The 21,248-nt window shown below is 56.8% G+C and carries 15 protein-coding genes; 7 read left to right on the top strand and 8 right to left on the bottom strand.

Annotation, left to right across the window (positions count from 1 at the left end; translation table 11 throughout):
- Positions 1–52 precede the first annotated feature (52 nt).
- Positions 53–6,865: an apolipoprotein A-IV repeat region-like domain-containing protein gene (locus ACQZ51_RS11315; protein WP_448777241.1), complete on the bottom strand. Its 6,813-nt coding sequence runs from the start codon at positions 6,863–6,865 to the stop codon at positions 53–55.
- Positions 6,866–7,342: 477 nt separating this feature from the next.
- Here ACQZ51_RS11315 and ACQZ51_RS11310 point away from each other — a divergent pair, with 477 nt between their 5' ends.
- Both ACQZ51_RS11310 and ACQZ51_RS11305 read left to right on the top strand, forming a co-directional pair.
- Complete coding sequence (locus ACQZ51_RS11310) at positions 7,343–7,711, top strand: Hpt domain-containing protein (RefSeq protein WP_448777239.1); 369 nt, start codon at positions 7,343–7,345, stop codon at positions 7,709–7,711.
- Positions 7,712–7,837: 126 nt separating this feature from the next.
- Positions 7,838–8,158, top strand: a complete 321-nt coding sequence (locus tag ACQZ51_RS11305) for a 2Fe-2S iron-sulfur cluster-binding protein (protein ID WP_042619581.1) — start codon at positions 7,838–7,840, stop codon at positions 8,156–8,158.
- A 285-nt stretch (positions 8,159–8,443) separates the two neighbouring features.
- Here ACQZ51_RS11305 and ACQZ51_RS11300 read toward each other — a convergent pair whose 3' ends face one another.
- Entirely contained in the window at positions 8,444–9,070 is a 627-nt protein-coding gene (locus ACQZ51_RS11300; RefSeq protein WP_448777237.1) for a DUF922 domain-containing Zn-dependent protease, read from the bottom strand.
- A 205-nt stretch (positions 9,071–9,275) separates the two neighbouring features.
- On the opposite strand from ACQZ51_RS11300, the gene folP reads away from it, so the two are divergent.
- From folP to folK, 3 genes are read left to right on the top strand one after another with little or no spacing between them, the layout of a single operon-like run.
- Positions 9,276–10,052: a dihydropteroate synthase gene (folP, locus tag ACQZ51_RS11295; RefSeq protein ID WP_448777235.1), complete on the top strand. Its 777-nt coding sequence runs from the start codon at positions 9,276–9,278 to the stop codon at positions 10,050–10,052.
- An 11-nt stretch (positions 10,053–10,063) separates the two neighbouring features.
- Positions 10,064–10,429, top strand: a complete 366-nt coding sequence (gene folB, locus ACQZ51_RS11290; protein WP_448777233.1) for a dihydroneopterin aldolase — start codon at positions 10,064–10,066, stop codon at positions 10,427–10,429.
- A gap of 4 nt (positions 10,430–10,433) precedes the next feature.
- Complete coding sequence (gene folK / locus ACQZ51_RS11285; RefSeq protein WP_448777582.1) at positions 10,434–10,949, top strand: 2-amino-4-hydroxy-6-hydroxymethyldihydropteridine diphosphokinase; 516 nt, start codon at positions 10,434–10,436, stop codon at positions 10,947–10,949.
- Positions 10,950–10,966: 17 nt separating this feature from the next.
- On the opposite strand, the gene ACQZ51_RS11280 is transcribed toward folK, so the two are convergent.
- The 4 genes from ACQZ51_RS11280 to ACQZ51_RS11265 all read right to left on the bottom strand — a co-directional run bounded on the left by ACQZ51_RS11280 (position 10,967) and on the right by ACQZ51_RS11265 (position 14,811).
- Positions 10,967–11,521 (bottom strand): hypothetical protein, encoded by a 555-nt coding sequence (locus ACQZ51_RS11280; RefSeq protein WP_042619578.1) that lies wholly within the window; start codon positions 11,519–11,521, stop codon positions 10,967–10,969.
- Positions 11,522–11,650: 129 nt separating this feature from the next.
- Complete coding sequence (locus ACQZ51_RS11275) at positions 11,651–12,724, bottom strand: TIGR01620 family protein (protein ID WP_448777231.1); 1,074 nt, start codon at positions 12,722–12,724, stop codon at positions 11,651–11,653.
- Positions 12,721–14,196: a YcjX family protein gene (locus ACQZ51_RS11270; RefSeq protein ID WP_448777229.1), complete on the bottom strand. Its 1,476-nt coding sequence runs from the start codon at positions 14,194–14,196 to the stop codon at positions 12,721–12,723. Before ACQZ51_RS11270 ends, ACQZ51_RS11275 begins: the two co-directional genes overlap by 4 nt.
- A 105-nt stretch (positions 14,197–14,301) precedes the next feature.
- On the bottom strand, positions 14,302–14,811 hold the full coding sequence (locus ACQZ51_RS11265; RefSeq protein ID WP_448777227.1) for a SixA phosphatase family protein: 510 nt from the start codon (positions 14,809–14,811) through the stop codon (positions 14,302–14,304).
- Positions 14,812–15,075: 264 nt separating this feature from the next.
- Here ACQZ51_RS11265 and dksA point away from each other — a divergent pair, with 264 nt between their 5' ends.
- On the top strand, positions 15,076–15,495 hold the full coding sequence (gene dksA, locus ACQZ51_RS11260) for an RNA polymerase-binding protein DksA (RefSeq protein WP_448777225.1): 420 nt from the start codon (positions 15,076–15,078) through the stop codon (positions 15,493–15,495).
- Between the two features lie 166 nt (positions 15,496–15,661).
- Here the strand turns inward: dksA and ACQZ51_RS11255 are convergent, their stop codons facing one another.
- Both ACQZ51_RS11255 and ACQZ51_RS11250 read right to left on the bottom strand, forming a co-directional pair.
- Entirely contained in the window at positions 15,662–15,928 is a 267-nt protein-coding gene (locus ACQZ51_RS11255; RefSeq protein ID WP_448777223.1) for a hypothetical protein, read from the bottom strand.
- A 357-nt stretch (positions 15,929–16,285) separates the two neighbouring features.
- A complete protein-coding gene (locus ACQZ51_RS11250) occupies positions 16,286–19,237 on the bottom strand; it encodes an Rne/Rng family ribonuclease (protein WP_448777221.1) in 2,952 nt (983 codons plus the stop codon).
- A gap of 777 nt (positions 19,238–20,014) precedes the next feature.
- Between ACQZ51_RS11250 and ACQZ51_RS11245 the strand changes: the two genes are divergently transcribed.
- Entirely contained in the window at positions 20,015–21,154 is a 1,140-nt protein-coding gene (locus ACQZ51_RS11245) for an N-acetylmuramoyl-L-alanine amidase (protein ID WP_448777219.1), read from the top strand.
- Positions 21,155–21,248: the final 94 nt, after the last annotated feature.

Below are 21,248 nucleotides of genomic sequence, written 5' to 3'. Positions count from 1 at the left end.
AAAGCCCCTCCGGACGGACCGGAAGGGCTTGATGATTTCATATGTCAGCGACTTAGCTAAAGCGACCCGCCGCATGGGCAAGCATCGTATAGACCTTGCCGGTATCGGAGGTGAGGTATGACTGCGTGATTGTCCGGTCGCGGTCTGTGCGTGCCACATCAGCAAGCAGTTTTTCGAAATCGGAAATGTAGCGGTCGACTGCGGTGCGGAATTCCACCTCACGCTCGTATTTGCGTTTGATCTCGTCGAAGGTCTGCTGGCCCTTCAGCGTGTAGAGACGCCGTGTGAATACGTCGCGTTCGCCGCGCTGATAGCGGCCCCACAATTCAACCGAAGCATCATGGTCGATGGCGCGGGCAATATCCACCGATAGAGAGTTCAGGGACTCGACCACATGGCGCGGGTTTCTGGCGTCTGCAGCTCTTGTCTGCGGCTCTGCCGCTTGACGCGGGGCAGGTGCAGGCTGTGCCTGGCCATCCTGCCCATCACGGGAGGCACCACGAAGCAGATCGCTGATCCAGCCGCCGCCATCTTCCCGACGTTCAACCGGCGCAGCCGTAATGCTTGGCTGCTGCGGCAGGGCGCGGGCTTCAGCCGGGGCGCTTGCACGTGGCTGCTGTGCGACCGGCTGCTGAAGTGCAGGGCGAGATATGACCGGTGAGGACGGCGGAGCGACCGCAGTTGGCTCTGGGCGCTGCTGTTCCGGCCGTGGCTGCTGTGGTTGGGCGGGCGCGACGGTCTTTGTTGCGGCAATCGCACGCGCAGCTGGCTCCGAGATTTCAAGCTGTTGCGTCGAGCGACCGACCAGCTGGGAAATGTCCTGCAGCGCCTTGATCTGTTCGGAAACTGCGCGGCGCATGGCTGCCGCGCTTTCCTTGGCTTCTTCCGGCAGGTCGAAGGCACCGCGCTTCAACTCAGCGCGGGTCGAGTCGAGCTCAGTCCGAATATCGAGGCTTGAGCGACGGATTTCGTCCGTGGCGCCAGCAAAGCGCTGAACGGCCTCTTCCACCGCTTCACGCAAGGTTTCCCGCATCGAATCGGCGGCGGCGTTGGACTTGTCTGTCGCGTTGCCGAGCAGCTTGTCCACGTCGGACAGGGATGCTGCGACGCCACCGCGAAGACGGTTCACCAAAGCGTCGGAATATTTCTGGGCTTCAGCCATCGTGCCTTCGATAGAGCGGCTCGCATCTTCGCCTGCGGACTGTAGCGCGCCGCGCATATTCTGCGCTGCAGCGTTTGCCCGCTGTTCAGTCTCATCAAGCGAACGGCCAATGTCGTCGAAGGAGGCACTTAGGTTGTTTCGCAGATTGCCTGCCACGTTGGCAGAACGCTGTTCAGCCTGTGCGAGGGTCTGTTCAACGACGCCCATGACGCCCCGCATCGAATTTTCGATCTCTTCCGAGCGTGTCAGCAGACCGACGGACAACGTCCGCAGGGCCTCTTGACGCTCTTCCAGAGTTCCGACCAGGCTCGTTTGTGCGGCGTTGAGGAGTTCGGATGCTTGCGACAGAACGGATGAATGTTCCTCGAAGCGGCCGACGATGCCCGCAACCTGCGAAAGGGTCTGACCCGAAATGTTGGAGAGGCGGTCAATCTTGCCTTCCAGCAGACGGCTGGAGCTGGACACCATATCGGCGGCACGCGAAGCAGAATCCGAGAAGCTGGAGGCCGCTGTGCTGAGCGACTGATCCGCAGCCTTGAATTCCTGAGAGGCGCGCGCAACGGCAACGTTGAGGTCATCAACTGCGCCGGTCACCACATTCGCCATGCCCGAATGGGTTTCTGTCAGCATCGTTGTGCTTTGGCGGGTTGCGGCAACCAAACGGTTTGCCGCGTCGCTACCAGCCTTGGCGTAGTCATCAATGGCCTGCTCGACCAGTTGCGCCATGCCGCTGTTGCTCTCGACCAGAAGGTTCGCGCTCTGCTGTGCAGCAGTCACGATCTTTTCTGCGGCACTATTACCGATTGTCGAGAACTCATTGACGATAGGCTTGGCCTTCTCTTCAATGAGACGCGACAGCTCAGCGGAACGGCTGGCAAGCATGGAGTTGAGTTCACGTGTCCGCGAATCGAGTGTCGAGCGGATGGATTCTCCACGTGCATCGAGAGAGCTTTCCACGCCCGCCAGAGTCTCGGAGATTGCGCCGACCTGCGTGCGAACAATTGCTTCTGCTTCCGCAACCTTGCTGACGATCGCGTTGCCAGCTTCGGAGAAGGTCTGAGCGACGGCAACAGCCTGACCCGACAAACGACCCTGTGCATCAGACATGCGGCCAACGATTTCATCGGAGCGCTGCTCGATGGCGCGCGCGAATTCATCGTTGCGCGATTTCATCTGATCGGCAAATTCAGAGCCTGTTTTCGCCAGCAATTCGGTCGAGCGAATAGCTTCGCTATCCATCGTCTGGGTAGCGCTGACAACTGCATCGCGCAGGCTGACAGCGAGGTTTGTTGCCTTGCCTTCGATGGTGCGGTTGACATTTTCTAGGCCGATATTCAGGGCGCGGTCCATGGTGCCGAGGCGCTCGTCAATACGGGCGGTCCCGCTATCCAATACACCGGCGATGCGCTGGGTTGCATCGTCGCTGGAGCGGACAAGCTCTGCGGTTTTACCGTCGAACGTTTCGGAAATCTTGCGACCTGCATCTTCGATCGTTGCATTGACGTTACCGAGATCGGTCTGGATACGGGTCTGCAAGCTGTCGATGTTGCTTTCGAGACGCGCACCGGTCTGATCCAGACGAACGGCGACTTGACCGACAGTTTCCTCGACGCGGGCGGTGAGGGCGTTAGCCGCGCCACCAATTTCCCTCGTGGCTTCATCGATTTTTTCGACGACTGCACCAGCGCTGTTACGCAGACGCTCTTCAAGCGTTGCTCCACTTGCGTCTATCGTGCGCTGAATGGCCTCCTGCTGGTTCTCAAGCGACATTTCCAGCATGCTCGCGCTCGAAGCGATTGTCGTACCAATCGACATGGACTGCTCAGACAGCAGGTCGCTCATGCGCTCCTGCGCGGAGCCGAGCGTATCGCTGAGTGTGGAGTGATGCTGGTCGAGTGTGCCGCGCAGCAGATCATGCGACGAAACAAGGTTGGTCTCAATGCGGGAAACGCCATTTTCCATGGTGTCCGCAAAGCGGCCCGCGCCGCCTTCTATCGCAGTTTCGATGCGCGTTGCTGCTGATCCGACGGTTTCCTCGATCAGCCCGCTGTTGCGCTCGACTGTTCTGGTGATCGCATCGGCCTGGATACCAAGCATGGTGTCCAGACGGAGATGTCCAACGGAAAGCGCTTCCTCGATGGTGGAGGCTGTAGAGGAGAGGCGCTGTTCCGCATTTGCGACAGACCGGGTGAGGGTCTCGGTACGGTTATCGAGTGTTTCCGTGATGCGTTCTTCGGCACCTGAAATGGCCATGTCGATTGCCATTGCGCGGCTGTCGAGTGCGTCGGCAATGCGGTCCTCGACGCCGGATACTGCGTTTGCAAGCGCAGATGTGCGGCTTTCCAGTGTGTCAGCGATGCGTCCTTCGACGCCGGCAACGACGCTGCTCAATGAAGAGGCGCGAGCATCAAGGGTTTCGGCAAGCCGCTCCTCTGCGCTCGAGAATGCCATATCGAAGGACATGGCTCTGCTGTCGAGCGTATCTGCAATGCGCTCTTCTGCGCCGGAAACAACGGTGTTCAAAGCGGCGGTGCGGCTATCGAGAGATGCTGCGATACGCTCTTCGGCGCCAGAAAATGCCATATCGATAGCCATCGTGCGGCTATCCAACGTATCGGCAAGGCGCTCTTCGACGCCAGATACGACGCTGGACAAGGCAGCGGTGCGACCGTCAAGCGTGTCGGCGATGCGCGTTTCCATACCGGAGACAATGCCGGACAACGACGTCGTGCGTGCATCCAGTGTCTCGGCGAGGCGCTCTTCTGCGCCATAGAATGCCATGTCGATGGCCATGGTCCGGCTGTCGAGCGTATCGGCAATCCGTTCCTCGACGCCGGCGACAACGTTGCTCAAGGCGGCTGTGCGGCTATCAAGCGTTTCAGCGATACGATCTTCTACGCCTGTGACAGCGTTGGAAAGGGCGGTTGTTCCGGTCTGAATCGTATTGGAAATTCTGCTCTCAACGCCTGACACGATCGTGTTCAGGGCAGCAGTTCTTGTGTCGAGGGATTCCGCTATGCGCTCCTCGGCACCCGAAAATGCCATGTCGATAGCCATGGTGCGGCTGTCAAGCGTGTCGGCAATGCGTTCTTCTGCGCCAGCGACAGCGGAATTCAGCGCAGTTGTCCGGCTGTCCAATGTTTCAGAAAGACGCTCTTCTGCCGTCGAGAATGCCATGTCGAGCGCCATTGTGCGGCTGTCAAGAGCGTCTGCGATGCGGTCTTCGACGCCGGATACGACGTTGCTCAGAGCTGCTGTGCGGCTATCGAGCGTTTCTGCAATGCGTGTTTCGACGCCCGAAACCGCGCCGGTCAAAGCGACGGTACGGCTATCCAATGTTTCGGACAGACGTTCTTCGGCAGTCGAAAACGCCATGTCTAGTGCCATGGTTCGGCTATCTAGAGCGTCTGCAATGCGATATTCGACACCTGATACGACGTTGCTCAGAGCTGCTGTGCGGCTATCAAGCGTCTCTGCAATGCGGCTTTCGACGCCCGAAACGGCGCTAGTCAATGTGTCTGTGCGGCTGTCCAATGTGTCGGACAAGCGTTCTTCTGCTGTGGAGAATGCCATATCGAGCGCCATGGTGCGGCTGTCGAGAGCATCTGCGATGCGCTCTTCGGCACCTGACACAACGTGGGCGAGGGCGGCGGTCCTGGTTTCAAGCGTTTCGGCGATGCGGTCTTCAACGCCGGAAACCGCGCCAGTGATGGCGGCTGCACGGCTGTCGAGAGTCTCGGCCAGACGGCGTTCAACATCGGCCACGATGTTGTTGATGGCGGCGGCGCGCTCTTCCAGAAGAGCTGCAAGATGCTGAGCTGTGCCGGAGACAGAACCCGTGATGGCTTCCGTGCGGCTGGCAAGTGCGGTGTCGAAACGGTCCTGGGTGGCGGAAAGGGCTCCGAACAAGGCGGCGCTGCGTTCGGCCAGAACGGTATCGATTTGCTCATGTGTCGTGCTGAATGCACCGGTGATTTCAGCCGTGCGCTTTCCGATTGCGTCGCTCAGCTCACGTGTGTGGCCTTCAAGTGAGCTTTCCAACATTTCCTGGCCGGTGCCAAGTGTGGTGGCGAGAGCGAATGACTGGTCGGTGAGGGTGGTGTTGAGGCGCTCAATACCCGAGTTCAGAACGCCGTCGATGGACTCCGTGCCGCCGGAAACAGTCTCATTGATCCGGGCCAGGCTTTCCATCAACTTGCTGTCGAGGCTGCCAGCGCGCTGATCGAAGGCCGTGGCGAATTCGGCAACATGCTCATCGAATGCCGAATTGACGAGGCCAACGGTTGTCTGCAGCTTCTCCTCAAACAAGCCGGAGCGCAGATCGAGATCCATGATGGCGTCGTCGGTCGAACTCTGCAGGCTCTGGCGGAAGGACAGGCCCTTCTGTTCCAGTGTTTCCGAGAGCTTATCCAGAACGTTGTCGAGCGAACCGCCGATGATTTGCTGGCCGCGATCAATGTTCTGGCCGATTTCCAGAGTGCGCTTGGACAGAATATCGTTGAGAAGGCGCGTGCGTTCTTCGAGCGACTTGTTGAGGTTTTCCGTTCCGCTGCTCAGGGTGGATGCCTGGGTTGCGAACTGGTCCAGAAGCAGGCGGCCGCGTTCATCCAGCGTCGTGCTGAGATCATGCAGGCGCAAATCGAACTCGTTGGAAATGGACGCGCCTGATGTGTTCAGCGCCTTTAGAAGGTTGTCCGTCTTGGCGGCAATGAGGCTGCCCATCGCCTCTGTTGAAATGCGCGATTTTTCCAGAAGGGCGGCAGACCGCGTATCGATCATCGAGGCGAAGGCTTCGCCGCTGGTTGCGAGACGCATGGAAAGCTCTTCCCCTACGATGGAGAGTTCTTCCTTAATCTGATCCTGTGCGCCGACGATGGAGGTGCGGATGCGTTCCGCGTGATTGATGATGGCGTCGCGCTCTGCGCTCAGTTCCTGAACGAGGCTGCGGACACGCAATTCATTATCGGCATAGCTGCGCTCAAGCGCATTAACCTCGGAATGAACGAGCGTTTCAAGCTCGGTCGCACGGGCAATGGTGCGCTCGATGCCGTCATTCATCGCGGATACTTCGCGACGGACGGCCTGACCGACAGACATGATCCGGTCTGATGCAACCGTTTCAGGCTCTGAAAGGCGCAGTGCGACTTCAGCCATGGAGCGGGCTGCGTTGCGAAGATCCTTGGCGCGAGCCATCATGATGGCGAAAGCGAAAAACAGCATGATCGGCACGATGATGCCAATGACGATGGCCATGACACCGGGAACAGCCAGCAGTTCTGCCAGCGAACCGACATTCCAGATCAGGTTGCCATAGATAACGTTTGCCAAGCCAACACCGGCGACGGCCCAAAATACGGAAACGATAGCGGCGTTGCGCAATGCCCCTGCGATGGAGCCGGCATCGAGCGACTTCAGGATCATGGCCGGGCTGCGTTTTGAGCCATCATTGGCCGCTTCGAGAGAAGGTGATCTCGGTGCTGCCTGCTCAGCCGCAGGTCGCGGCTGTTGCGGGGGTTCCGCAGCGCGGGGAATGGGGCGTTCTGCTGCTGCTCTCGTTGGTTCTTGCACTCTGCGCTCCGCAGGCTTTGGAGCGGACTTTTTCCGAGGCTCCGGCTGATTTTCGTATGCGCCAAGCTGCAAGGCATCTTCCAATGCCTGAAATGCAGTCTCGTCAATCGAGTCGCTAATCTTGTTATTCGCCATGCGGTTACGCCTCGTTACTATACGCCCGGCCTCATGCCGTTAACCCGTTTGCCGCCCGCTACGGGTTTCCGCCATCATGCCTCGAGACACGATACCAGCCGGTATATAGTGCCTCGTGTCTTACTAATTTCTGAGAGCTGTTCCCCAAGCTCCCGGGTAAACTACATTCATATGCCGGATTCACAAAACTCGAACTGAGGTTGTGGATCACAGCAGTATCGTAGTGACACATTTGCGGCTTTGAAACAATTAACGCAGCATCCCGCACTTGGCCAAGTGGCGGTTTGTTAACAGTTTTTAAACCTCGGCAACGCACCGAACGCCTTGTTCCGTATATGTTTAACATAAATTAACCATAGGGAAAGATTTTCACCGCAGGCGCGCCGGAATTTAAGCTCTTGGGAGCCTTAGCCTGCTTAACTGCGGGACATATGTGCCTCAAAACAAGAAACTGGCCCAAACGAGGAATTCTACAACATGGCAGCGCCAAATATTGCATTTGAAGGTCCTGATAATGGTGTGCCCGCCACGCCTGCCAAGAGCAAGCCAATTGATTTTGCGCATCTGTCCCGTCAGACGATGGGCGACAAGGATCTTGAGATCGAGATTCTTCAGTTGTTTACCCGCAATGCGCGGACGTTGCTGCACGACCTAGCGACAGCCGATGGAGAGCAGATTAAAGCGATTGCGCATCGTCTCAAAGGTTCGGCAGATGCTGTGGGTGCTTTCGGTGTTTCTGCTGCGGCTGAGGCCGTTGAAAATGACAGCCAGGACAGCGCTGCCTTGGCAAAAGTCGCCGCTTCCGTTGTTGAGGCAGAAAACTTCATTTTGAAATTGTGCCGTTAATCACGGTCAGAGTCGGGTATTTTGAGGCCGGTTTTGCATTGGTAGCCACATTCGCGGGTTGCCAAGCGGACCCGGCCTTTCTATTTGTTTAGAAACATTCTCAAACACTCGCTCTGGATTCCCTACATGACCAAACTGACTATCGTTGCTTTTGACGGCACGTCGCATGAATTCGACGTCAGCAATGGCTCCACCGTGATGGAAACTGCCATGCGCAACTCCGTACCGGGTATCGATGCCGAATGTGGTGGTGCCTGTGCATGTGCCACCTGTCACGTCTATGTTGATGATGCCTGGGCAGAGCGCGTCGGCGCGCCAGAGCCGATGGAAGAAGACATGCTCGATTTTGCGTTCGACGTTCGCCCGACGTCGCGTCTTTCCTGTCAGATCAAAATGAGCGATGCGCTCGATGGTCTCGTTGTCCACGTGCCAGAGCGTCAAGGCTGATATCCAGACGTTCCCACAGAAAAAGCCTCGCCATCCGTTCTCAGGAGAAGCGAGGCAAGGTGGGCGCATCACTCTCAGGCATACAGAGGTATGCCTGGTGCCCAGGACGCGCCGGAGGAGCCATAAAGGGAGATTGTGTCGGTTGATGTTCGCCTGATAATGGCCGAGTCGGATCGCTGCATCCATAGCAAGAAATCAACGATCATTTCATTCTCTGAAACGCGCTTTCCTCGGTTGCGACAATGCTTTAAGACTTACCTATAAGTGCTTTTTGGATAACATATTCTAGCGTTCAGGTGCTGACCGGGAAATTCTGTGCTTCAATAGTCGCGTCATGCGCGCATCGAAGTTCTTCGACTCTACGATATCAAACCGAAGCTGGTCCTTGTCGTGCTCTTCCATGACGCTGCGCGTCGTCTCCGTCACTAGCGCCTGCATCTTCTCACAATCTGCCTGGGGCTGAAGTGCCTGCAGTTTCTGGTCCAGCATACGCGCATAGGTGCGGGCAATCTCGGCGTGACGTTCTTCGTGTCGTTTGATGTCTGAGGCAAGCGTGTCCCAAATCAGAGCAAGGTCCGCCGATGTGCGCCGACGATTGGTCCATCTCGGTAGAAGGATCTTGGTGTGCAGCGTGACCTTGACTGAGCCGACGGCGCACAGTGTGTCTTTCTCGACATAACTCAACTCGCCACCGAACTTGATCTCGGTCGCACCGGGATGTCGTGCTCCCGTCGCTTTCGTCAAAGGCCCGTGGCGGGACAATTCGCGGTCCAAATCCTCTGCGGTTTTTCCACCGATCTTGAAGTAGGAGAAGGACTTGCTGACAACTGCCGCGGAATTTGCGATCTGTGTCGCAGACAAAAACATGACACCGAAAACAACAGCACGAAGCATGTGTGACTTGTTCTTCATTTCCCGGCCTTCCGGTTGAACTTGGAGAGTGATTCCGGCATAGAACGCCAGATGATGTCCAGTTCGCTGGACGGAGTGGTAACGGTATTGATGGCATGCACTCCGTTATTCCGGAAAGGCTTGAAGTTAGGTGATAACAGCCAGTGACAATGGGTGGCAAGTCGCGCATGGGCGATCCCTGAAACTTGATGGGGATGGCCTTATCATGGCAATTGTCAACGCAACGCCGGATTCTTTTTCCGACGGCGGACGATTTCTAGCCGCCGACCAAGCCGTAGCGCACGCCCTGGCCTGCGTGAAAGAGGGCGCTCATATCATCGATATCGGCGGTGAATCGACCCGTCCGGGCGCTGATGCCGTCACCGAGCAGGAAGAGCAGGACCGGGTTCTGCCGGTCATCGAACGGTTGGCGAAAGAGACGGACGCGCTGCTTTCCATAGATACCTACCGCGCATCAACCGCCAGACTGGCTATTGAGGTTGGCGCGCATATCGTCAACGATATCTATGGGCTTCAGAAAGACCCTAATATGGCTGGTGTTGTGGCGGCCTCGCAAGCCGGTGTCTGCATCATGCATACAGGACGTGATCGCGAGAAGCTGCCGGACGTCGTCGCAGACCAGTTCACGTTTCTCAACCGGTCGCTTGAAATTGCGCAGCAGGCCACCATCGCGCGAAAAGCTATCGTGCTCGATCCGGGCTTCGGTTTTGCCAAGGATACGGATGAAAACATTGCATTGATGTCGCGTTTCGATGAGCTTGGCGGCTTTGGATTGCCTATTCTGGCTGGCACCTCCCGCAAGCGTTTCATTGGTGCGCTGACCGGCAGGGACGGTGCAGAGGAGCGCGATGTTGGAACCGCAGCCACAACAGCCATTCTACGGCTGGCGGGAGCGGTGATTTTTCGCGTACATAATGTGGCGATGACACGCGACGCGCTGTCGATTGCCGATGCGGTTCTAAAGCACAAAAACAAGAATTAAGGTGGGATGACATGAGCCGTTACACGATAGTGCTGAAGAATTGTTCGTTCTTCGCCCGCCATGGGTTGCTGGAACAGGAAGAGACGCTTGGTCAGCGCTTTTTTGTGGATGCGGAGATGGAGGTCGAGGCTGGTGACGCTCTGGAAACCGATGACATCACAAATACGGTCGACTACGGCGTCGCTTTCGATGTCGTCGAAAAGATCGTTGCAGGGCAACGTCGTTATCTGATCGAGGCTCTGGCCAATGATATAGCCACGGCCTTGCGTCGTCGCTATCCGCAGATTGTTCGGGTCAAGATCACCGTTCGCAAGCCCTCGGCACCTGTTCCTGGTATTCTGGATTATGCGCAGGTGAGTGTCGAACAGCATGGCTGATGGGATGATCGTTGCGTCTCTGGGGCTGGGCGGCAATATTGGCGAGCCTCCGGCTGCCATGGCGCAAGCGCTGGACTCGCTCTCACGTCACGAAAGCTGCCAGCTTGTTGCGGTGTCACACCTTTACAGCACGCCGCCTTGGGGCAAGCTTGATCAGGCGGATTTCTTCAATTGCTGCGCTTTGATTGAGACAGCGCTGGGCCCTGAAGAACTGTTGGATCTGTGCCTGGACATTGAGCGGGGCATGAAGCGTGTGCGCAATGAGCGCTGGGGGCCGCGAACCATCGATATTGATGTGCTGACCTATGGTGAAGCCATCATCAGCACCGCTCGTGTAGAAATTCCTCATCCGCGTATGGCGGAACGCGCCTTCGTACTGATGCCGCTGGCCGATATCGCCCCGGACATGATTGTCGAGGGCAGGGCTGTTTCTGACTGGCTGCAGGATGCTGACAAGGACGGTATTCGCATCACAAACAAAAAACGGGAGTGGTGGACACTCCCGTTCTCAGATGCATAGGAATCTGGCTGTGTTACTTACGGCTTGATCGATCCGACGGCCATCTGATCGACATTTCGCGCCAAAGTGAGGCCGATAACAGGCACCATCTGGTCCGCGACTTTCACCGAGATCGTTATGTTCATGGATGTGTTATTGGTGACGCGGGCAACCATGGCGCCATTCAGCTTGGCGCGGTTGATACCGAGAACAACCTTGTCGCCACTCACCTGGCCGGAAACGATATCAAGGCCCTTGCCTTCGGAACCATCGAGGAACTTGCCCTCGTAGCTGTTGCCCTTTTGGGAGATGACCGCAGACATCGGCTGCTTGAAAACGCCAACGCGGCAAGTGCCACCCAGCTTGATGCCGGTATCGTCGTTTGCCAAAGGTTCGCCTGTCAAATCGCAGGTGAATTTTGTTCCCTTGTATTTGCCCGCAACGATTTCGCCAGGGCCGGACCATGCGCCCGCAACGGAACCAAAGAATTGGTCGTCGCGGGAGGCTGCCTGAACGTCGGAAACCGAGAGGCCACCACTAATGGACATAATGGCGGCAAGGCCACCCAGTAGCGAAAAGAAGCGCGAATACATGATACTTTCCCTGGCGCGTTGGCCGCTTTGTGTGGCTCCAATTTATGTCGGGAATGGTTAACGCTTCGTTTCTTTCATGACGTTTGCTAATGTGGGCAGTAACCTTTCGGGCTCCTGATCGCCTGAAAATCAGGGCTTTTCCGCTTTAGATCCGCCGCTAAAATCTGGCGTGAGGTCGGAAACAAAGTCACCAATTCCGGGTCGTTTCAGCGCCCTGAACGGCAGGGGACGGCACAGATCCATAGCTGCAATGCCGATTCGTGCTGTCATTAGCCCGTTGATGACGCCTTCACCCAGGCGTGCGGAAAGTCTGGAGGCGAGGCCGTGACCGAGAACCTGCTGCGCCAGGCCATCGCCAACGGCAATGGAACCTGTTACGGCCAGATGCGCAATGACATCCCGCAACAGGCGAAGCATTCCCAGTGTGCCGGGGCGACCGCCGTAAAGCTCAGCCATGGTGCGGACCAGACGTGTAACCTCAAACAGCACATAGACGAGGTCTACAACGGCGCGGGGGCTGATGGCCGTGACGACCGACACGCGCTTGGACGAATTGAGAATGAGGGCGCGCGCCTGACGATCAAGCGGCGTCAGCAGTTCCCGCTCGGCAAGGTCGATCAGGTGTGGGCCGTCGATCACATCGTTTTCGGTCAGTTTCAGCGCGGCCCGGCCCTTCGCAGTCTCCGCCCGGTGTGAAAGGACGGTTGTGAGACGTGCCACGACGGCGCGGGCGGCTGTTGGCTGCTTTTCCAACGAAGCTTTTTCGGCATCCGCTTTCAGCGACTGCACCGCGTTCAGCCGCCAAATACCGATGGATTCCCGCGCCACAAGGGCAAGCAGCGCAAAGACTGCGACAGCAAGCGAAAGGCTCGCCGCATAACCCAGCCAGTCCGAACGGGTGAAGAGATCACGGATTAACTGGTCTGCCCACAAGCCGAAGGCGAGGGACAGCAGAACGCCTATGGCGCCGATGGCCAGTTTGCCGAATGAGAAGCGCCGCCGGCGCGGCACGGCAACGGGGACCGTCGCTGCATCAACGGCGTCCAGTGACAGGAACGGGTCCTCTTCATCCGGCGTCATCGAAATCTCGCCATCAAAGCTGCGCGGTGCGCGTTTGGCGTCCATCACGCGGCCAGGTGCCGCTTCAGCTTCCAGAGTAAACGCTGCGGGGCGGCGGCTGGGCTTATCATTCTCGTCTTTCATGCAAGCCGATCTCCGAACAGGAACTGCATGGCACGGTCCAGCCTGATATGCGAAACCGACAATTTGATGCCATCCTTGTTTTCTTCGAGCCGAGGCGGACGAAATCGGATGACACTCACATCAGGAAGATCAGCCTTGTCGCCCTCAGCATCAATGGCGCGGAAGAGAGGCTCTGGATTTTCAGGCAGGTCGCCAGGAAAGACAGCGGTGGTGCGGTTTCCATCAAAGACCTCGCCATTGATGGTTTCACCAGCGATAGGCGTGCCAACGATGACCGGAAGCGATTGCCCGTCCTGGCGTACGCTTGCCTCCCTGGTGGCCCGCACCGAGGCAAGCGCCATCACCTCTATGCCTGCGCCGCTCATGCCGATTGTCGTGATCGCTCTGTCCACCAGACGTCGCGTTAAATTTTCCAGTCGGTTATGGCTTTCATGATGGAGGTGATCCGCCTTCGTTGCGGCAACCAGAACCTTGTCGATCCGGCGCCCGACAAGCGATGACAGCAGGCTGTTCTTGCCGGGCCTGAAACAGGCCAGCACGTCGCCCAACGCTCGCTCAAGATCCTGTACAGCTTCAGGGCCGCGATTAACCGCCTGAAGCGCATCGATCAGCACGATCTGGCGATCAAGGCGCGCAAAGTGCTCACGAAAGAACGGCTTCACGACAATCGTCTTATAGGCCTCGTAACGACGCTCCATCATGGCGCGCAGGGAGCCTTTTTCTGCCTTGCCATCGCTCAGGCCGGGCAGCGGTGAAAAGGTGAGGGCAGGCGAGCCTTCAAGATCTCCCGGCATCAAAAAACGCCCGGGAGGAAGCGTGGAAAGCGAACGCTCATCTGACTTGCAGGCGCGCAGATAGGCGGCGAAGCTTTCGGCCAGACGTCGCGCCGTCATCTCATCTGCCGGGCCATCAATATCGACGGAGGCGGCCATCTCGAGCCATTCGTGGGCAAGCTCAGCGCGAACGCCCGTTTGCGCCAGTGCGACTGTACTGTCGCTGAATGTCTTGTAATCTCTGGACAGCAACGGAAGGTCGAGCAGCCATTCGCCGGGATAATCGACAATATCAATGGCGAGGCGCCCGGGCGAGAACCAGCGACCCCAGCCGCTGGCGCTCTGGTATTCCACCGTTATCCGCAATTCGGAAATGGCACGGGTGGAATCCGGCCATATCCGGTCGCGGACCAGTGCCTGAATGTGATCCTCGTATTGAAAGCGGGGGATGGCGTCATCGGGCTGGGGCTCCAGCCGCACATTCGAGACACGACCGGATCGCATCGCTTCGAAGATCGGCAACCGACCGCCATTCAGCAGATTATGCACGAGCGAGGAAATGAAGACAGTTTTGCCAGCGCGCGAGAGTCCGGTTACGCCCAACCGCAGTGTCGGGTTGGTGATGGCGCTTGCCCGGTCCGCAAGGTTGTCCATGGCAATCAGTGCGCTATCTGCGACGGATGTGAAAGATGGCGGCAAGGACGTTTCCCACAAAATATTATTCTATGTGAAAATATATAGGGTGGCGGATTGCTCAAAAAAGAAGCGCCCGGCGGAAATTTTTCCGTCGAGCCGGTGTCGATGTCAAGGAGAGAGGAAGGCCACAAGACGCCATTGGGCGCCATCTTTATCAACAGTCGGCACCGCATCCAGCACAGCAAGACCAGCGGTTGGGAAGCCTGAGGGGATCTGCGCCTCCATCTGGCGGCTGCCGATCAGCCTCTCTGCGACGGCGTCCAGCGTTGGATTGTGACCAACCAGCATGACGGAGCTGCCCGCCACCTGCGCTGAAATCAAGGCCATGTAAGTATCGGCCTCGGCATTGTACATTTCATCGACGAAGGTGATTTCGACGCTGTCGTTGAAGGCGCGGCGCATGGACTGGGCCGTTTCGCGGCATCGCAGCGCGGTAGAGCTTATGAGGATATCGGGTTTGTAACCCATGTCCGATGCGCGGTCTGATATGATTTCCGCTTCGCTATAGCCTTTATTATCCAGCGATCTGTCGAAATCCCGCTCGCCGGGCGCAGCCCAACCGGCATGTGCATGGCGCAGAAGATAAAGTCTTGACGGCAGGGTGGAAGGCTTTTGCATCGGAAGTCCTGTGGCCAGGGAAACATCGACAGCAGCTTTACAGGAGTTGAGCGTCTTGCTGCAAGAGCCAGGCTGTCGTGACGTCATGTGAAACGTGATCGCGGAAATATTTCGTGTTTTGCGAATAAAGCATAAGAAATAATCATTTAGCCGATTTTTATGACAGATTTAAAAATGCTCTAAAACTGTTCTGCGCACTTGAACGGGCCCACGTCCTTGGAGTATACCCGCGCAATATAAGAGATGTTCTTCGAGGAGAATCGCGTGAGTGAGAAGATCGATCTTAGTAAATACGTACTCTCGGATAGCGATGAGTTCATGAATGCAAGCCAGAAGGCCTATTTTAGGGCCAAGCTGGTGAGCTGGAGGAACGACATTCTGCGAGAAGCGAGAGAGACGCTGGGGCATCTCGCAGAGGAAAGCGCAAACCATCCTGACCTTGCCGACAGAGCATCATCAGAGACAGACCGGGCTATTGAACTGCGCGCCCGAGACCGCCAGAGAAAACTGATCTCGAAAATTGATTCTGCGCTGCAGCGCATTGATGATGGCACTTACGGCTATTGCGAGGAAACCGGCGAACCTATCGGTCTCAAGAGACTGGACGCCCGTCCCATCGCCACACTCTCCATCGAAGCACAAGAACGCCATGAGCGCCGCGAAAAGGTCTATCGCGACGAGTAAGCCCTCTGAGGCTTATATCGAGCATATCCAAAAGCCGTATCGGGAACGATGCGGCTTTTTCAGTTTAAAGCAGGGCAAGGAATATCCGGCTCGTAAGCGTGTGACCCTTGCGCCCGATATAAAGCCGTGTCGCGCTCTGATGAATGCCGCAGTGGGGACGGCAGCGCTAGGCCACCGGCTGTTGCCGGTTCATAAGCCTGGATTTGAGGCCTTTTGGATAAAGCTCAGGTTTTCCGTCGATGTCGCGCTCTCGGGGGTCATACCAAGCTGCGACCATTGAGGTGCCATCATCTTCCTTAAATCGAATTCGGTCCTGGCCTTCGAAGGCTTTCTCAGGAAATGTCAGGTCGAAAACAAACAGGATTTCGTGGCGGCGTTCTCCTTCGTGGATGAAGACATTCTCCAGTACCATTGGCCCTGCGAGAACGGACACATCAATTCTATTTCCTCTTTGAATTCCCTTATAACAGCCTCTTTTGCAGACTCTGCAAACTCGATGCTGCCACCAAGCGGACGAACGCCTTTTAGCCGTCCTTGATGATCGTAAACCTCAAATGCCAGCAGCCGGGAGCCTCGCCAATGCAGACCAAGGGATTTGATGCGGATTGCACTGGATTTCGAGATGGTTGTCATTCTTCTCGACTATCGCAATCCTAGCGGTCCCGTAACAGCTCAGGGTGAGCTGGAGGCGAGGCGGCAGAGCTTGTCAGCTCCGCAACCATCCAAGCCCCTGAAACAAAAGAGGCCCCGTAAACGGAGCCTCTTTTTATTGGAAAACTAGCAACTCGGCTTAAAAGAAGCCGCGTCTTTGCCACCAGCCGCCCTTGCGGGGCTTGGATGGATCAGTTTCGCCACCTTCCGGTGCTGCCGAGGTTACGACGGGCTCCGAGGAGGAGACGTTGTCGCCGCGGTTGGCGCGTGCAGGCTTGGCTGCTTCATCCGTCGTTTCTTCACGGGAAACGGCAGGTGCTTCAACAACAGGCTCCACAGGTGCCGGAGCAGGGGCTTCGGCAACGGGTGCCTCAGCTGCTTGCGGCTCCACAGTCTCGACAGCGACGGCGGCAGGTGCTGGTTCAGCCACAGCGACAGCTGCTGCAGGTTCCGCCTCGGTGTCGCCAGCCTTGTCCTTTGCCTTACGGGTCCGGCGTGGCTTCTTCGGCTTTTCAGCGTCGTCAGCAACGACCGCAGGTGTTACGTCAGCAGCGACAGCGTCGACGGCAACCTGTTCTTCTGTGCTCTCGGAAGGTGCGGCTTCGTCGCCTTCTTCCCCAGCCTGTGTGGCCTCAACGTCATCATTGTCTTCAATAATGTTGCCGTTTTCATCGCGATTGCGACGTCCACCACGCTTGCCACGGCGACGACGCTTGCGCTTGGCTTCTTCAGATCCGTTGTTGTCGCTGCCATTGGATGTCGAAACATTTGTCTCTTCATCCGCATCGGTCTCGGCATCGTCGTCCTGATCGTCAGACTCAGTGTCTTCGCCAGCATCTGCCTGTGCATCGACGCCGTTCTGGCTGCCTTTGCCCCGACGACGACGACGACGCTTGCGCTTGCGTTTGCCTTCTTCGCCATTGTCTGCCTGCGCAGGTTTGGCTTCAGCCTTCTCGACCTTTACGATCTCTTCCTCTTCTTCATCCTCATCGGCTTCGATGATGATGTCGTCTTCCTCTTCTTCGAAGTCAGGAAGCAACTGGATGAGGCTCTCGATCTTGACAGGGTTCTCGACGGCTTCGCCGCGATCGATTGCAAAGTGCTGCGCACCGACGCTTGCATCGGCAGCGATGATGATAGCGACGCCGAAGCGGGCCTCATAATCGACAATCGTCGCGCGCTTGTGGTTGAGCAGGTACAATGCCGTATCCGGCGTGCAACGAACCGTGATGTTGTGCGTGGTGTTACGCAGCAGATATTCTTCAACGCCACGCAGCACATGCAGGGCGATGGACGATTCAGAGCGAACATGGCCGGTGCCACCGCAATGCGAGCAGACCTGCGTTGTTGATTCCAGAACCGATGCGCGAATGCGCTGGCGCGACATTTCCAGAAGGCCGAAGTGCGAGATGCGACCGACCTGAATGCGGGCGCGGTCGTTCTTCAGGCAGTCCTTCAGCTTCTTTTCAACGGCGCGGTTGTTGCGCTTTTCTTCCATGTCGATGAAGTCGACGACGACGAGACCGGCAAGGTCGCGTAGGCGAAGCTGGCGTGCAACTTCTTCCGCGGCTTCCAGGTTCGTCTGGACCGCGGTTTCCTCGATGGAATGCTCGCGTGTCGAACGACCGGAGTTCACGTCGATGGCAACCAGCGCTTCCGTCTGGTTGATGATGAGGTAACCACCAGACTTCAACGTGACCTGTGGCTGCAACATGCGATCGAGCTGCGCTTCAATGCCGGAGCGCGAAAAGATCGGGTGAATGTCGCGGTAGGGCTGAACCACTTTGGCATGGCTCGGCATCAGCATCTTCATGAAGTCTTTCGCTTCACGATAGCCTTCCTCACCGGAAACGATGATCTCGCTGATGTCCTTGTTATAAAGATCGCGGATCGAACGCTTGATCAGCGAGCCTTCTTCGTAAACGAGGCAAGGGGCCGTCGAATTCAGCGTCAATGTGCGAACGTTTTCCCACAGACGCATCAGATATTCGAAGTCGCGCTTGATTTCGACGCGGGTGCGGTTTGCACCGGCAGTACGAAGGATCACACCCATGCCCTGCGGCACTTCGAGATCGCGTGCGATTTCCTTCAGACGCTTGCGGTCTGTTGGCTGAGTGATCTTGCGGGAAATACCACCGCCACGCGCCGTGTTCGGCATGAGAACCGAATAACGACCGGCCAGCGACAGATATGTCGTCAGCGCGGCACCCTTGTTGCCACGTTCTTCCTTGGCAACCTGAACCAGAATAATCTGGCGGCGCTTGATGACTTCCTGAATGCGGTACTGCTTGCGTGGCTTGCGGGAAACGCGGTCTGGAACTTCTTCCATCGCGTCTTCTGCGCCAACGGACTCGATGACTTCCTTCTCGTGGTGATCGTCATCATCATCATCGTCGTCATTGTCACGACGGCCGAGGCCTTCGACTTCTTCCGAAATCGTATCGGTATCGACCATGGCTGCCATCTCGCCGCCCTTGCTGCCATCATCTTCGGAGCTTTCATCCGAAGGGGCCGCGTCGGCAGAAACGTCGTCAGCTTCCGTCTTTTTCTTGGTGCGTGGGCGACGAACGCGCTTCTTCGGCTTTTCGTCTTCGACAGCAACGTCTTCCGCCACGACCTCGGTTGCTTCAACCTCGGCCTTAACAGCTTCAGCGGAAACGTCCTCCACAACCTCAGGCTCAGGGGCAGCCTGCACTGCTTCAACGATGCCTACATCGGGCTGTTCTACCTGAGAGAGATCGACAGTCGATGAGACCCGTTCGTTCGGCGCGTCTGCCGACTCGAAGTCGTCGTTGCGGCGATGATCTTCCGCTTCAGCTCTTAAGAGAGCCTGCCTGTCAGCAAGGGGGATTTGATAGTAGTCAGGATGGATTTCTGCGAATGCCAGAAAACCATGGCGATTGCCGCCGTAGTCAACAAATGCAGCCTGAAGCGAAGGTTCCACACGGGTCACCTTGGCAAGATAGATATTGCCGCGAATTTGTTTCTTGTGTTCCGACTCAAAATCGAATTCCTCAATTCGATTCCCGCGGACTACGACTACGCGCGTCTCCTCTTCATGGGACGCGTCGATAAGCATTTTGTCTGCCATGTAAGCTTTGCTCCTCGGCGCAGCCTTGTCATATACGAGAACAGGCCCGTCACGAGGACAGGCCTTCCATCTAAATCCAAGGGTGTGCCGGAAATGAAGTGTTCTGCCCGGCGTCGGTTAACTGGCAGCGCCCGGACGACTGGCAAAGCATGATGCCTGCTCGTGGTATCCGGTTGATTTGAAAGCTGCTGCAACGACATCATTGGCCAAGCGAGAACGACTATAATAAATAGATCCCGATGGGATCCGATGAAAATGCTCTCTCCGAGCGCGCGGTGGCATGCCACCGGGTATTGTTCTGGCAACGCCAGAATTGATTCAGTTTCAGGAGAAAAATGCAGCGACGGCAGATGATTGCCCGATATTGCAGCGCCAGCGTCTTTGTCGATTGGCAGCCGGCGGGCATCGATCCCGTCAACACTTTTAACCCTCATTCACGTTGTATGTTCTATCTGTCATAATAGCAATAGGGCGGCTAAATATGCCATATCGTTGATGGAATTTCAGAGTTAAGAATTGCTTCACCAATGGCTGTGATTGTGGCGCGCGGGCCTAATTCCGGCCTCTGTGAGCAGTTCGGACAGGCGATTTCGCTGATAAAATATCCTCTTGCGTGACAAAACTTCAGATACGGAAATGATTTTGGCGACCACAAAAACATTGATTATCGAGAGCCGCGGGTCTCAATTCAGGGTTTTGGCCGGGCGAATCGGTCAAGCCCTGTTGCTTGCATCGATTTGCATTTTTTGCAGCGCCATTGCAGGCCATTCGCAAGAGATGGCCCCAGCGCTCGTTGTTAGCAAAGCCCGCATCATCGGGGATGAGGCGCGCACCCGCATCGTCATGGAGTTCAACCAGCAGCCGGAATTCGAAGTCCACTATCTCGATTCTCCAGCGCGTATCGTTGTGGATTTCCCAGCGGTCGGCTTTTCCTTCCCCACCAGCGACCTGGCACCGACAGGGATTTTTAGCGATATCCGATTTGGCAATATGGGCGAGGGCCGTGCGCGCCTTGTTCTGACGGCCAAGAAGCCAGCGCAGGTTGTTATCGCCGAAGCCAAGTCAGAAAATGGGGCGCAAGTTTTTCCCTTCGTTCTGGACGCTGAGGTGACGACGAAGCAGAAATTTGCAGACCTGCTGAAAAATCAGAACTGGCAGGCACTTGCGCCAGCGACAACAGCGTCTGTGACCTCTGAAGTGGCGCCCAAAACCTCACGCCAATCCGAGTTCGTCATTGCTGTCGATGCCGGCCATGGCGGTATTGATGCAGGCGCCAAGGGAGCGCTCAGTGGTACGGACGAAAAGGTCATCACGCTGACCTTCGCCAAGCAATTGGCTGATAGACTGAACAAGATACCGGGAATCAAGGCTTTCCTGACCCGTGACGATGATACGTTTTTGGCGCTTTCGGAGCGGGTTGTCCTGGCGCGCCAAGAGAATGCCAATCTTTTCATTTCCGTTCATGCCGACACCCTGAAGCAGAAGGGCATTCGCGGTGCGACCGTCTACACGATTTCCGACCGCGCCTCTGACAGGATGGCGCAGGATCTTGCCGAGCGTGAAAACCTTTCAGACCAGATAGCAGGCGTGACTGTGCAGCACGAACGCCCCGAAGTCGCAGACATTCTGCTTGATCTCACCAGACGCGAAACCCAGGCATTTTCCGTTACCCTGGCTGAGAACATCGTGAAATCTTTTGAAGGTCAGATTGGCCTTATTAACAATCCGCATCGATTTGCTGGTTTTCAGGTGCTGCGGGCGCATGATGTGCCGTCTGTGCTGCTTGAGCTCGGGTTTCTGTCCAATCCTGATGACGAGAAACTGCTGTTGGATGAAGCGTGGCGGGCAAAGGTGGCTGATACGCTGGCAACCGCAGTGACACGCTACCGCGCCCAGGCGATGGCGAACGGCGGTTGACAGACTTGCAGCCGTTGCATCACGGCTTCGTGTGTTCTGCGCGCATTCACACGAGAAAAGCATTCAAGTCTGGATGATCTCCCCGAGGAAATAG

It is taken from the genome of Agrobacterium sp. CG674, assembly GCF_053521645.1.
The sequence above is the reverse complement of the archived record's forward strand: the minus strand, read 5'-3'. Positions and strand labels throughout refer to the sequence as shown.